A 13,314-nucleotide genomic window follows, 5' to 3' on the forward strand; every position below is an offset into this window, starting at 1 on the left:
GACGGGGAGCTCGTCAGCTTTCCGCTCGCAACGGGCGATTCATCAGGGCGTCCATCGCGGCCTCGACGGTGAGGCGGCCATCGGTGAGGGCGGCAACGGCCTCGGCGATGGGCATCTCGATGCCGCGGGCGCGGGCGAGCGAGACCAGCACCGCCGCCGTATGTGCGCCCTCCGCGAGCTTGCCGCCGCTGGCTTCCTCTGGCGAAGCGCCTTCGCCGAGGCGCTGCCCGAAAGCGAAATTGCGCGATTGCGGACCGCCGCAGGTGAGCACGAGATCCCCCAGCCCCGACAGGCCCATCAGCGTTTCGGGTTGCCCGCCATAGGCTTGCGCGAAACGCAGGATCTCGGCGAAGCCGCGCGCGATCAGCGCCGCGCGGGCGCTCTCGCCGAGCCCGCGCCCGATCGCCGCGCCGCAGGCAATGGCGAGCACGTTCTTCGTCGCGCCGCCGATCTCGACGCCGCGCAGATCCGTGCCGTGATAGATCCGCAGCGCCGGGCCGGAGATCAGTTCCGCGAGCTTTGCGGCGAGGCCCGGTTCGCGGAAGGCGAGCGTCACCGCCGTGGGCAGGCCGCGCGCCACATCGGCGGCGAAGCTCGGCCCGGACAGAACCCCGATCGGCGCGCCCGGGCGGGCCTCGGCCACCACATCGGAGAGGAAATAGCCCGTTTCGCGCTCGATCCCCTTGGCGCAGAGGATGAGCGGCGCGCCCGCCGGCAATGTCAGCGCTGCCGCCGCCGCGACGTCGCGCGCCGTCTGGGCAGGGGTGACGAGCAGGGCGAAGGCAACATCCGACAAAGCGCGCAGGTCGCTGGTGGCGTGGATCGCCGCGTGCAGGGCGACGCCGGGGAGATGGCGCGCATTCTCGCGGCTTGTCTCGATCGCCGCCACGGCATCCGGATCGCGGCCCCAGAGCACGACCTCGTGGCCGGCTCCGGCGATCGCATTGGCCAGCGCCGTACCCCAGGCGCCGGCACCGATCAGCCCGACGCGCAGGCCGGAGCGGGCGGCGGCTTCCGGTTCGTTGTCGTTCGTCACGCGCGTTTCCCCTCGTCCAGCGGCCAGCGGGCGCGCGCCGGCGCGTCGAGCCCGTCGATCAGCCCGAGCCGCAGCCGTTCGATCCCCGCCCAGGCGATCATGGCACCATTATCGCCGCACAATTCCAGCGGCGGTGTGACGAGTTTGAGGCCGACTTCCGTCGCCAGACGCTGCAAGCCGCGCCGCATGGTCTGATTCGCCGCGACCCCGCCCGCCGCAACGAGGGCGGTGGGGCGCGCCGCCACGTTCTGGAAATCGCGCAAGGCGGTGCGGGTGCGATCGACCACCGTATCGGTCACCGCCGCCTGGAAGGAGGCGCAGAGATCGCAGACATCCTCCTCGGAGAGCGGTGCGATACGCTCGGCCTCGACGCGCAGGGCGGTCTTGAGGCCCGAAAGCGAGAAATCCGGGCGCGGGCGCCCCAGCATCGGACGCGGCAGGTGGAAACGCTGCGGGTCGCCGCGCCTGGCGGCTTCCTCCACATGCGGCCCGCCCGGATAGGGCAGGCCGAGCAGCTTGGCGACCTTGTCGAAGGCCTCGCCGATGGCGTCGTCGATGGTGCCGCCGATCTTCACGTAATCACCGACGCCGCGCACGGCGATGAGCTGGGTATGGCCGCCGGAAGCGAGCAGCAGCAGGTAGGGAAAGGCGATCCCGTCGGTCAGCCGGGCAGTGAGCGCATGCGCTTCGAGATGATTGACGGCGATGAAGGGCTTGCCGGAGACCAGCGCGAGCGCCTTGGCGCTGGTCAGCCCCACGATCACCCCGCCGATCAGCCCCGGCCCGGCGGCGGCGGCGATGCCATCGACATCGGCGAGCGCGATCCCCGCCTTCGCCAGCGCCCGCGCGACCAGCCGGTCGATCACCTCGACATGGGCGCGCGCGGCGATTTCGGGCACGACGCCGCCATAGGCTGCATGCTGCGCGATCTGGCTGAGGATTTCGTTGGCCTCGACCACGCCGCGCGTGGCGCCGGCCAAGGGCCCCGTCCGGTCTTCGGCGAGGCTGACGACCGCAGCGGCGGTTTCGTCACAGGTGGTCTCGATTCCGAGAACGCGCATGAGGTGGCCTGTTTCCCGGTAAGGGGTTATGGAGGGGGCGGCGCGGCGATGGCCCCGCCTTTGTGATCAACGTATAGGCGTCGGCGATCCCGACGCAACAGCCCGGGTGCGAAACCCGGCAACAGAGAAGGGCGCGACCATGGCGCAGGATGCGATTTCGGACCAGCTTTCGACGGGCGGCGCGCCGATGCCGATCGGGACACGCGGCTCCCCGCTCGCCGTGGCCCAGGCCCGCGAGACCGCGCAGGCGTTGGCTGCAGTGACCGGACGCCCGCAGGACGATTTCCCGCTGGAGATCATCAGGACCAGCGGCGACATGATCCAGGATCGCGCCCTTTCCGAGGCCGGTGGCAAGGGGCTGTTCACCAAGGAGATCGACGCCGCGCAGCTTGAGGGCCGGGTCGCGATCACCGTGCATTCCGCCAAGGATCTGCCCAATGATCTGCCGCCGGGGCTGATCATCGCCGGTTACCTGCCGCGCGAGGATCCCCGCGACGCGCTGATCGCGGGGTCGGCGCTGGGGGCGATCAGCGCCATAACCGAGCTTCCGCAAGGCGCGCGCGTCGGCTCGGCCAGCCTGCGCCGGCAGGCCATCCTGCGCCGTGCCCGCCCGGATCTGCAGGTCTCGCTCCTGCGCGGCAACGTCAATACGCGCCTGCGCAAGCTGGAGGAGGGGCTGTTCGACGCAACGCTGCTCGCCATGGCCGGGCTGAACCGTCTGGGCCTTGCCCATCACGCCACGGCGGCGCTGGGCATCGATGCCTTCCTACCCGCCGTCGGCCAGGGCGCCATCGCCATCGTGGTGCGTGAAGACGACGCGGATGCCCGCGCAGCCGTGGCGGGGATCGTCGATAGCGGGACCGGAATCCGGGTCGCGGCCGAGCGTGCCTTTCTCGCCGTGCTCGACGGCTCCTGCCGCACGCCGATTGCCGGTCATGCGGAACTGATCGGCGAGACCATCGTGCTCTCGGGCCTCGTCGCCCGCCCGGACGGGTCGGAGGCGCGCGAGGGCCGCCTCACCGGTGATGCCGCGGAGGCCGAGGCGCTGGGTCGGGCGCTGGGCGAGGAATTGCGCGCGGGCCTGCCCGCTGATTTCTTCAGCGTCTGAGGCGGCATGCGCGTGCTCCTCACCCGCGCCGCCGAGGATTGCGCCCGTTCCGCGCGGTTTCTGCGCCGGCTCGGCATCGAGGCCGTCTGCGCGCCCTTGATCGAGACCCGCCCCGCCGATTCCGCTCCCGCGCTCGCGGCCTGCGACGGGGTGATCGTGACGAGCGCGAAGGCGGCGGCGTTTCTCGCGGATCTGCCGCAAGCCTGTCGCGGCAAGCCGATCTTCGCGGTGGGGCCCCGCACGGCGCGCGCCACCGCCCGGCACGGCTTTGTGGCGCGGCATGTGGGCGCAGGCGATGCGGGCTCGCTCATGCGCGCGATTCCCGCGATCATGCCGCCGCCGGCGCATCTCCTGCATGTGACCGGGCGCGACCACAAGGCGGAACCGGCGCGCGGCCTGCGCGCGCGCGGCTTCGTGGTGACGCTCTGGGAGGCCTATGAAGCGCGGGCCTGCCCCGAGTTTCCGCCGGAGGGCATTGACGCCCTGAAGGCGGGCAGGATTGACGCCGCATTGCATTATTCGCCGCGTAGCGCCAAGCTGGCATTGGCGCGGATCGGCGAGGCGGGTCTGCAGGCGCGTTTCGCGGCTCTGCGCCAGGTCGCGATCTCGCCCGATGTCGCCGCAATTCTGCGCGATGGGGGATGTCGGGACGTCGTGGTACCACCGGCGCCGAACGAAAAGGCCATGTTTCGCGTTCTTCCGGATGCGTAGCGTTGCGGATATCGCGGGGCGCGTTGACCGGATGCTAAGGTTGCGCATGTGAAGCTCGCGCGAGTCGGTATCGCGCATGATCGACCATGGCGTCGCTCACGACGGGCGAGAACGAGACGGGCAAGCATGAGACGGGCAAGCATGAGACGGGAAGGAACATCGTGACGAAATCCCCAACACGCCGAACGGGTTCCTCCGGCACGCCCATCAAGGGCGGCCAAGATGCCAAGGGCAGTCAAGACAACAAGGCTGCGGAGAACAAGACTGCGGACGCGAAGGCTGTCTCGCAAAAACCGTCCGGTAGCAAAACCGGGCAGGCCGATTCAGCACAGGGCAAGGAGCCACAGGGCAAGTCGCCACAGGGCAAGTCGCCACAAGGCAAGACCGCCCAGGCGCACACGGATCAGGCGCGCACGGATCAGGCGAGCACGGATCAGGCGAAACCCGCCCCTGCTGCAAAACCCGCTTCAGCGCAGGCCGGCCCCGGGCCGCAGCCCTCCCCGGCGGTCACCCGCAATCCCGAGCGCGTGGCCCGCGCGAAGACGGCTGCGACCGGGGCGCCGCCATCAAGCGGCGGCGCGAGCGCATCCGGATTCGTCGCCGCCGGCCTGATCGGCGGTCTCCTCGCCGGTGCTGCCTTCATCGCCTATGATCTCTTCCTGCGTCCGGTCCCCGATGCCGAGAACCGTCTCGCCGCGATCGAGGCGCGTATGGATGAACGCGCCGGGGATGATGCTGAGCCGGCTCTGCCTGATGATCTCGTGGCGCGGCTCGATGCGCTGGAATCACGGGCCGGCGAAGCGTTGACCACGGCGCGCGAGGCTGCAGAGCGCCCGATTCCGGACATGCCCGAGATGCCGGATGTGCCGCGTGACACGATCGATGCCAACACGGCTGCGATCGTATCGCTCCAGGGGGATCTCGCTGCGCTGGAAGGCGCGGTTTCCGGCCTTCAGGAAGCGGTTCCGCTGGAGGGGCGGGTTGCGGCTGCGGCGCGTGCTGCGGCGGCGGATCATGTTCTGGGCGCGCTGGCCGACGGGCGGGGCTATGCCGCGGCTCTCGACGCGCTGCGCGCACAAGATGTGTCCGATGACGCGCTCGCCGCGCTCGAGCCTTTTGCGGCGGATGGCGCCCCGCCGGCGCGTGCGTTGTCTGATGCGCTCATCTCCGCTCTCGCCGGTGAGGCGGCGACGTCCGAGCCCGCCGCCGAAGGCGAGGCGGGTGAAGGGGGCGGCTTCCTCTCGCTTTTCGTCGACCGTGCCGTCACCGTCGAGCGCGTCGATGCGCCGAGCCGGGACGTCGATACGGGCGCGGCGCAGCCCGTGATCGCAGCGCTCGAATCCGGCGATATGCAGGCCGCGCTGACCGCCTGGCAGGCCTTGCCGGCGGATGTGCAGGCGCAGGCTGCGGATGTCGGTGACACCCTCGACCAATTGGTGGCCGCCCGGGCCGCTGCCCTCGATATCGCGCAGACGGCTCTGACCGCGCTCGCGAACGGACGGTGAAGAAGGAAAGTCTGATTTCATGTGGCGCGTCCTGATCTATCTCGCGATCATTGCAGCTCTCGCCTCCGGCGCCGTCTGGCTGGCCGACCAGCCCGGCAGCGTGGCCTTCGTCTGGGACGGGGTGAGCTATTCGGTGGGGCTTGCCGTGGCGGCTCTGGCCCTGCTCGTTCTGGTCGCGGCGCTTCTCCTCCTTGAGGCTGTCGGGCGGGTGCTGCTCAACCTTCCGCAGCGTCTCTCCGGCGCGGCACGCGAGCGCAAGAAGCGCAAGGCGATCCAGGCCCTGTCGCGCGGCATGATCGCCGTCGGCTCGGGCGACGAGAACGCCGCGCGCCGCCATGCCCGCGATGCCGAACGCTATTTGCGCAACGACGAGCCGCTGCTGCTGCTGCTCAAGGCGCAGGCCGCGCAGATCTCCGGTGATCGTGACAAGGCCGAGGCGGTGTTTCAGGAAATGGCGCAGGTGCAGGAGACGCAGGTTCTGGGTCTGCGTGGACTTTATGTCGAGGCGCGCCGGCGCGGTGATGCGGATGCAGCGTGGAAACACGCATCCGAGGCTGCGCGTCTCGCCCCGGCGGTGGACTGGGCCAACGAGGCCGTGCTCGAGGGGCTGTGCGCGCGCGGCGACTGGCGCGCGGCGATCGATACGGTGGAGCGCCGTGCCGCGCTCGGTCTGATCGACAAGCCGGCGGCCAAGCGCCAGCGCGCCGTGCTGCTCACCGCCGATGCGCTGGCCCGGGTCGAAGGCGACGAGGACGCGGCCCTGGCTTCCGCGAAGGAAGCGGTCCGGCTCGCGCCGGATCTGGTTCCCGCAGCCACGTTGGCCGGGCGCATCCTCGGGCACCGCCTGGAACTGCGCAAGGCGGGCAAGATCCTCGAAACCGCCTGGCAGGCCACGCCGCATCCCGATCTGGCCGATGCCTATACGCATCTGCGTGCGGGTGATTCGGCCCTCGACCGGATGAAGCGTGCGGAGCGCCTCGCCATGCTGTCGAGCTGGGCGCCGGAAGGGCGTATCGCGCTGGTGCGCGCCGCGATCGAGGCGCGGGAATTCGACACGGCCCGCAAGACCCTCGATCCCCTGCTGCAAGAGGGACGCCCGACCGTGCGGGTCTGCCTGTTGATGGCCGAACTCGCGCGGGTCGAATCGGGCTCCTCCGCCGGTGCGCGCGAATGGCTGGCGCGCGCGGTGCATGCGCCGCGCGACAAGGCCTGGATCGCCGATGGTGTCGTCTCCGACCGCTGGTCGCCGATTTCCCCGGTCTCCGGCCATCTCGACGCCTTCCGCTGGGAGACGCCGCCTGAAATGATCGCCGGCAAGGGTTCGAGCGTGATCGACGATGTGGTCGGCGATCTCGATGACCGGGCACGCACGCCGGCCGGCATTCTGGGAGCGCCGGCGACGGGCGACGTCCAGGCGCAAACGGATGCGGCATCCGCGGCCGAGATCATCCCGCCCGAGCGGGGCCGGTCGGCGCAGGACGGGACCGGTACAGCGGAATCGGCATCCGATGCCGAGGTGTCCGGCAAGCAGGATGAGGAGCGCAAGGGGGATCATTCTCCGGGAAAGCCGCAGGCGGCGCCGGCTAACGAGGCCGCCGCCGCCGCTTCACCCGCAACCGGCGAGGCGCAGGCCGCAGCGCTGCCGCAGGATACCGTTGCCGGCTCGGCAGAGCAGGCTACGCAAGCGCCTTCGACATCCGAGCCTTCGACATCCGAGCCGATCGTCGCCGAGCCGGAAGCAGCCGGACAGGCCATACCCGTACCCGGTACCCCCGAGCGCGATGCACGGGAAGCCGCGCTTCAAGCCAATGCCGCTGCCCCACAGGCGCCGCCGTCCAGGCCGGGCATCACGGGTGGGTCGGTCGCAGCCGATGCGCCGGCAATGCCGGAGAAGCAGAATCCGGTCGGCGAAGCCGACGAAGCGCGAGACGTTGCGTCCGACAAATCCGAAGGCGTCCGGATCCAGGAGGCGCGGGCGCAGGCGGTGAAGACCGAGGCCGCCCGTTCCGTGGCCGAGGGGGAGTTCGAGCACGCGGCTGAGTCCAAGCCGGATTCCAAGCCTGAGCCAAAGCCGGATTCCGCGCATGGGACCCGGCCCGCTGCGGACGAATCACACAGCGAGGCGGATCCGGAACCCGGCAAGCCGGCAACCGGGGGTGAGGAGATCCCATCCGCCGGCCCGAACGGCGAAGCGCCCGCCCGGTTGAGCGAGGAAGAGCGTCTGGAACGCCTCTCCCGCCCGCCGGACGATCCCGGTGTCAGCCCGGAAGAGGCGGAGGAAGCCAAAAAGCGCAAGCGCTCTTTCTTCGGCAGCCTGTTCGACAGCTGACCGGGTTGCCCCCGCCGGGGCGGGCGCATCCGGTTTCGATTCCGGCTTGCCAACCCGGACGGCGCCATGTAAGAGACCCGCGTCCGCTGCGGGTCCCGATCTGCCCCGCCGGTCGCCGCTTTAGCTCAGTTGGTAGAGCACCTCATTCGTAATGAGGGGGTCACAGGTTCGAGTCCTGTAAGCGGCACCATTTTTCGACCAATCTGGTATAAGCCACGCCTCGGGCTGCGTCGTGCGCAATGGGTGTTCATACGCGCTCGTGCCGAGCGAACACTTCCATATTGAGGTCGCGAAAGTCGACGATAATCTCGGCGGCGAACTCGTCGATTTCCTGCTTGGGTATCAGCTGCGGCCTGATTGCGTCGGTTCAGGCCAGCCTGAGCATCAAGCCGATGGCGATGACAGATTGACCGCCAAAGAGCGCAAGCCCAAGCAGAACCAGAACATCTTATCTCAGCCTATGAGATTCTATAGTTCTCAAAAATAGGAATGTTAACTTCCCGTTTCTCGATTTGCGCATCCTGTTGCCGCCTCTTGCACAAAGAAAGGTGCGGTATGGAGCTTCAACGTCTTTTCGGTGCGAATGTCCGCCATCATCGCAAGGCGAAGGGCTGGACCCTTGAGCAGCTTGCCGGGAAAATTGGTGTTTCGCGCGAGACCATCGGCAAGATCGAGCGGGGCGTCGCCGCACCGCTTTTCGAAACGGCGGAGAAAATCGCTGCGGCGCTCGATGTCCCCGCGCCGGTGCTTTTCGGCGCCAACACCACGCCCGGCACCGGCGAGCGCGCGCGGATCCTGACCGAAATCAACGCCACCCTGTCGCGCATGAACGACGACCAGCTCGGCCGCGCCGCGAAGATGCTGCGGGCATTCGTGGAGTAGCGGGCAAAATCGTGCGATCGCAGGCCCGCCACGCACGCTCTGCGCGGTCCCGGGGCTTGCCGGATCGCCTGTCTCAGACCAGCAACCGCGTATCGCCGCAGACCGAGAGCGACTGGCCCGAGATGGTGCGCCCGCGCGGCGAGCAGACGAACAGGATCTGATCGGCGATCTGACGCGCGGTCACCATGGTCTTGAGCGAGACGCCGGCGAGCGCCTGGTCCTCGACCTCTGCATAGCTCATTCCGCGTGCCTGCGCCTTGCCTTCGAGCACGCGGCGGATGCGATCACCCGCGACGAGTCCCGGCAGCACCGCATTGACGCGGATCCCATCCTCGCCGAGCTCGATGGCGAGCGCCTTGGTAAAGCCGATCACCCCCCATTTTGCTGCGCCGTATGGCGAACGCAGGGGAAAGCCGAGCTTGCCCGCAGCCGATGAGAGATTGATGATCGAGGCGTTTTCGCTCCGGCGCAGATGCGGCACGGCGAGGCGCGCGCAATTGAACTGGCTGGTCAGGCAGACCTCCAGACAGCGATCCCAATCCTCCGGGTTGATCTCTTCGACGCGCCCCGTCGGCCCGGCAATGCCGGCATTGTTGACCAGCACGTCGAGCCCGCCGAGACGATCGATCGCCTCGTCGAACAGGGCGGCGACGGCCTTGCGGTCGGTCACGTCGGTGCGGCTCGCGCTGATTTGCGGATCGCTCGCCTGCAACGCGTCCAGCGCCTCGTCATCGACATCACAGACATGCACCTTCGCGCCCTCCTGAGCGAAAGCGCGCGCGATTTCGAGGCCGATCCCCCCGGCACCCGCCGTGACCAGAACCCGCAGGCCGGCAATATCCATATCCATATCTTCCTCCCTGATATCGGGGCTTTCCTTGCCGAGCCCGCGCTGCGTGCAGTCTAGCCGGTCGCGGGCCCTGGCCGAACCGGGCGATGCACCAATCCGGAACGCCCGCTTGCGCGCATCCTGCTTTGCTCCTGCCCCGATGACCGCGCGCCGCATTCGGCTAGACTGGGCGGGCCAGGGCCGATCACGAGAGAAAAAAGCAAGTCAGGGAAGGAAACGCGATGAGCGAAGACCGGGCCGATACGAGCCTTGATGCGGATGGGAAAGAGTGGGTGGCGTCCGGCAGGGTCGCGATCATCGGGGCCGGGCTGATCGGGCGAGCCTGGGCGATGATCTTCGCGCGGGCCGGCTGGGAGGCCGTGCTCTACGACACGGATCAGGCGGCACGCGCCGATGCGCCCGGGCTCTGTCGGCAGGGCCTCGCCATCCTCGCCGGCCACGGCCTGTGCGACGATCCCGCCGCCGCCGCCGCACGCATCCGGGTCGCCGGCGATCTGAAGCAGGCGGTGGCGGGTGCCGATCATGTTCAGGAAAACGGGCCCGAGCGGCTCGAAGTGAAAAAGGCGCTGTTTGCCGAACTCGACGCCTTGTGCGCACCCGATACGGTGATCGCTTCCTCGACCTCCGCGATCCAGTGCTCGCTCTTCACCGAGAATCTCCCGCACCGGGCTCGCTGCCTGGTGGCGCATCCGGTCAATCCGCCCCACCTGATCCCGGTGGTCGAATTGTCCGGCGCGCCATGGACCGATCCGCAGGTGATCGCGAAGGCGCGGGCGATGTTCGCCGCGATCGGGCAGGCGCCAGTCGAGGTGCGGCGGGAAGTGGACGGCTTCATTCTCAACCGGCTCCAGGCGGCGCTCCTGACCGAGGCCTTTCGGCTCGTTGCGGAAGGCTATGTGAGCCCGCAGGATCTCGACACCACCGTCTCGCAGGGGCTCGGCCTGCGCTGGTCCTTCATGGGGCCGTTCGAGACCATCGATCTGAACGCGCCGGGCGGCGTCGCGGATTACTGCGCGCGCTACGGGCCGTTCTTCGCGCGCTTCGCGGCATCGCAGGCCGGGCCTGAGACCTGGCAGGATCCGGCCCTCGCAACCGCCCTGGCTGCAGTTGCCGAGGCGCGGGGGCGCGCGCCCGGTGAGGCTCCCGATCCGCAACACCATTCCCGGCTAAGCGCCTGGCGGGACGGTCGGCTCGCGGCGCTTGTGGCCCACAAGTCTGGCATGCCCGAGCCGGATGATCTTTGACGTAGCGGAAAAACAGGTTTTCCGTAACGGGAGCATGCGTATCTCGGCGCGGCAGCTCTGGTGCAGGCCTTGATTGCATAAAACCGTTTTCCGGGCCGCTTCAATGTCCGGAACACCGTCGAATCGCCGGTGTTCCGGTGTGATCTGCCGCATGCGAGGCTTTGCGCCGACCGGTTGGCCTCGGGTGGATGCCGATGCGTATGTGCACCTGCGTGATAAATGCAATCTGAAATAGTCAATCGCAGGAATGTCTCGGATTCCGTTGCGAAACTGACTAAAAAATGCGCAAACGTCGTTGCGGAAGTGCCGTTGATTACGAGTGATTGACGTAGCGTCCAGATTTTCACACACTGCGCTACGAATAGTGAAGGTTCGCCCGGCTATTCGCTGAACGACTCCAAACGAGGGGCGCACACGCTCCCGCGAAAGCGGCGCCATGAAGGCGCCCCGCCAGAGAGGAAACGCTGATGAAAAATCTGCTTGCCGGAACGGCGATCATCGCCATCGCCGGGGTCGTCGCCGTCGGAACGCCGACTGCGGCCCAATCCCAGGAATTCGATCTCACCTTCCAGTCCACCTGGTCTGCAGCCGACCCGCACCACCATAATTTCGAGCGCTGGGCCGCCGAGGTCGAGAAGAACACCTCCGGCCGCGTCGTCATCGAGACGCTGCCCGACGGTTCCGTCGTCCCCGCCTTCGAGGTGCTGGATGCCGTAAGTGATGCCGTCATCGATGGCGGGCATGCCTGGTCCGGTTACTGGGTCGGCAAGAACCGCGCCTCCGTGATGGTCTCCTCCGGTCCCGGTGGTCCCTTCGGCATGGATCCCGTGGATTACTGGGGCTGGCAGTGGCTCGGTGGTGGTCGTGAGGTCAATAACGACTTCTTCCAGAATGTCCTGAACGCGGATGTCGAATGGATGCCCGCGGGCAGTTCCGGGCCGCAGAGCTTCGGCTGGTACAACAAGGAACTTGCATCCGCCGAAGATCTCGAGGGTCTGCGCCTGCGCATTCCCGGCATTCCGGGCGAGATGTACGGTGATATGGGGCTTTCGGTCATCACCCTTCCCGGTGGTGAAATTGTGCCCGCCGGTGAGCGCGGCGTGATCGATGCCGCCGAGTTCGTGAACCCCTATCACGATGAGGCGCTCGGCTTCGAGGATGTCTGGAGCATCCACTACGCCCCGGCCTACCACGAAACCGTCACCGTGATGGAAGTGCTGTTCAACAAGGAAATCTGGGATTCCATACCCGAGGACCTGCAGAACATCATCCTGGCCACGACCCAGTCGCATTTCTTCTACTGGGAAACCCACAAGATGACCCAGAATCGGAACGCCATGGAGCGTCTGACGGAAGCCGGCGTCGAGTTCCGGCGGACGCCGGATGACATCCTCGCCGAGTCGCTGGATGTCTGGCACACGATTCTCGAGACCGAGTACAACGACAATCCGGCCTTCAAGGCGATCGCCGACAGCCAGCTGGCCTATGCGGAGCGCAACGTCGTCGCGCGCCGCATTCTGGAGCCTGACTGGAAGGCCATTGCCGACGTCTACTGGGCGCCGGGCGGTCTGGTCGAGAGCGGCATGTTCGAGATGGACTACACCGCTCCGGATTACTACTCCCTCTTCCAGCCTGATTGATAGCGGCAGGCCTGGAGCCTGATCCGGTGGCGCTGCCACGCATGGCCGTCGGGGTCCGCCCCGGCGATCTGTGGCGGCGCCACCTTCTTCCCTTCCCTTCACCATCCGCCGTTCGGATCCCCCTCCGGGAGTCGCGCCGATGACCTTTCCCACCATCGTCCGGACCACGACGCGGGCGATCGACACCTTCACGCTCTGGACGGGGCGCGTTGTTGCCTGGTTCGCCGTCGTCCTGATGTTCGCCATCGTCTACCATGTGATCCTGCGCTACGGCTTCGAGGCGCCGACGATCTGGGCCTACGACATCACCTACATGCTCTACGGTTCGATGTTCATGCTGGGCTCGGCCTATTGTCTGCTCAAGGGCGGCCATGTCCGCACGGACTTTCTCTATAACCGCTGGTCGCCGCGCACGCAGGGCGTGGTTGATACCATCGCCTATGTGGTGCTGTTCTTCCCCGCCATGTATCTGTTCTTCGACGCCAGCTACATCTACGCCGAGCGTTCCTGGGAGCAGCTCGAACGTGGCTTCTATTCACCCTGGGCGCCGCCGATCTATCCCTTCAAGACGGCCATACCCTTGGGCATAGCGTTCATGATCCTGCAGGGAGTATCCGAGTTGCTGAAATCGCTGCATGCGGCTGTCTACGGGAGATGGCCATGATGTTCGAGATGATTCCCACCGAGTATCTCGGCCTGATCATGTTGGGCCTGCTCCTCGTGACCATCTTCATCGGCTTCCCGATCGCCTTTACCCTGATGCTCCTCGCCGTGGTTTTCGGCTATTTGGGCATGGAACACCGGGTCTTCCGGCTGATGGTCTCCCAGACATTCGGGATCATGCAGCAGGAGGTGCTCGCGGCAATTCCGCTCTTCGTGCTGATGGGCTTCTTCCTCGAGCGAACGGGCTTGATGGAGCGATTGTTCAGGGCGCTTCAGCTCGCCATG

General features: G+C 67.5%; 12 protein-coding genes and 1 tRNA gene (1 of these 13 cut by a window edge). 10 read left to right on the forward strand and 3 right to left on the reverse strand.

The window, feature by feature from the left end:
* Positions 1–13: 13 nt before the first annotated feature.
* Complete coding sequence (locus GA0071312_RS05675) at positions 14–1,036, reverse strand: NAD(P)H-dependent glycerol-3-phosphate dehydrogenase (protein WP_083204334.1); 1,023 nt, start codon at positions 1,034–1,036, stop codon at positions 14–16.
* Positions 1,033–2,097: a tRNA (adenosine(37)-N6)-threonylcarbamoyltransferase complex transferase subunit TsaD gene (gene tsaD, locus GA0071312_RS05680; RefSeq protein WP_074443932.1), complete on the reverse strand. Its 1,065-nt coding sequence runs from the start codon at positions 2,095–2,097 to the stop codon at positions 1,033–1,035. Before tsaD ends, GA0071312_RS05675 begins: the two co-directional genes overlap by 4 nt.
* A gap of 139 nt (positions 2,098–2,236) precedes the next feature.
* On the opposite strand from tsaD, the gene hemC reads away from it, so the two are divergent.
* From hemC to GA0071312_RS05715, 6 genes are all read left to right on the forward strand, one after another.
* On the forward strand, positions 2,237–3,205 hold the full coding sequence (hemC, locus tag GA0071312_RS05685; RefSeq protein ID WP_238947104.1) for a hydroxymethylbilane synthase: 969 nt from the start codon (positions 2,237–2,239) through the stop codon (positions 3,203–3,205).
* A 6-nt stretch (positions 3,206–3,211) separates the two neighbouring features.
* A complete protein-coding gene (locus GA0071312_RS05690; RefSeq protein WP_074443933.1) occupies positions 3,212–3,916 on the forward strand; it encodes a uroporphyrinogen-III synthase in 705 nt (234 codons plus the stop codon).
* An 86-nt stretch (positions 3,917–4,002) separates the two neighbouring features.
* Positions 4,003–5,421 (forward strand): hypothetical protein, encoded by a 1,419-nt coding sequence (locus tag GA0071312_RS05695; RefSeq protein ID WP_074443934.1) that lies wholly within the window; start codon positions 4,003–4,005, stop codon positions 5,419–5,421.
* Positions 5,422–5,440: 19 nt separating this feature from the next.
* Positions 5,441–7,750 carry a heme biosynthesis HemY N-terminal domain-containing protein gene (locus tag GA0071312_RS05700; RefSeq protein WP_074443935.1) on the forward strand — a complete coding sequence of 770 codons (2,310 nt, stop codon included), beginning with the start codon at positions 5,441–5,443 and terminating at the stop codon, positions 7,748–7,750.
* Positions 7,751–7,864: 114 nt separating this feature from the next.
* Positions 7,865–7,940, forward strand: a tRNA-Thr gene (locus GA0071312_RS05705).
* A gap of 365 nt (positions 7,941–8,305) precedes the next feature.
* The gene (locus GA0071312_RS05715) at positions 8,306–8,632 is read left to right on the forward strand and encodes a helix-turn-helix domain-containing protein (protein WP_074443937.1); all 327 of its coding nucleotides are present in this window, start codon (positions 8,306–8,308) and stop codon (positions 8,630–8,632) included.
* Between the two features lie 73 nt (positions 8,633–8,705).
* On the opposite strand, the gene GA0071312_RS05720 is transcribed toward GA0071312_RS05715, so the two are convergent.
* Positions 8,706–9,482 (reverse strand): SDR family oxidoreductase, encoded by a 777-nt coding sequence (locus GA0071312_RS05720; protein WP_074444267.1) that lies wholly within the window; start codon positions 9,480–9,482, stop codon positions 8,706–8,708.
* Between the two features lie 221 nt (positions 9,483–9,703).
* Between GA0071312_RS05720 and GA0071312_RS05725 the strand changes: the two genes are divergently transcribed.
* The 4 genes from GA0071312_RS05725 to GA0071312_RS05740 form a co-directional block, all read left to right on the forward strand.
* A complete protein-coding gene (locus tag GA0071312_RS05725; protein ID WP_083204336.1) occupies positions 9,704–10,726 on the forward strand; it encodes a 3-hydroxyacyl-CoA dehydrogenase in 1,023 nt (340 codons plus the stop codon).
* A gap of 467 nt (positions 10,727–11,193) precedes the next feature.
* Entirely contained in the window at positions 11,194–12,366 is a 1,173-nt protein-coding gene (locus GA0071312_RS05730; protein ID WP_074443938.1) for a TRAP transporter substrate-binding protein, read from the forward strand.
* Positions 12,367–12,505: 139 nt separating this feature from the next.
* Complete coding sequence (locus tag GA0071312_RS05735) at positions 12,506–13,030, forward strand: TRAP transporter small permease subunit (RefSeq protein ID WP_074443939.1); 525 nt, start codon at positions 12,506–12,508, stop codon at positions 13,028–13,030.
* Positions 13,027–13,314: the 5' portion of a TRAP transporter large permease gene (locus GA0071312_RS05740; protein WP_074444269.1), read on the forward strand. Its footprint extends 1,044 nt past the window's final position; the window shows 288 of its 1,332 coding nt (coding positions 1–288); it begins with the start codon at positions 13,027–13,029; its stop codon lies off the right edge, out of view. The genes GA0071312_RS05735 and GA0071312_RS05740 overlap by 4 nt, the downstream gene beginning before the upstream one ends.

Origin of the sequence: Saliniramus fredricksonii (genome assembly GCF_900094735.1) — a bacterium.
GTDB lineage: Bacteria > Pseudomonadota > Alphaproteobacteria > Rhizobiales > Beijerinckiaceae > Saliniramus > Saliniramus fredricksonii.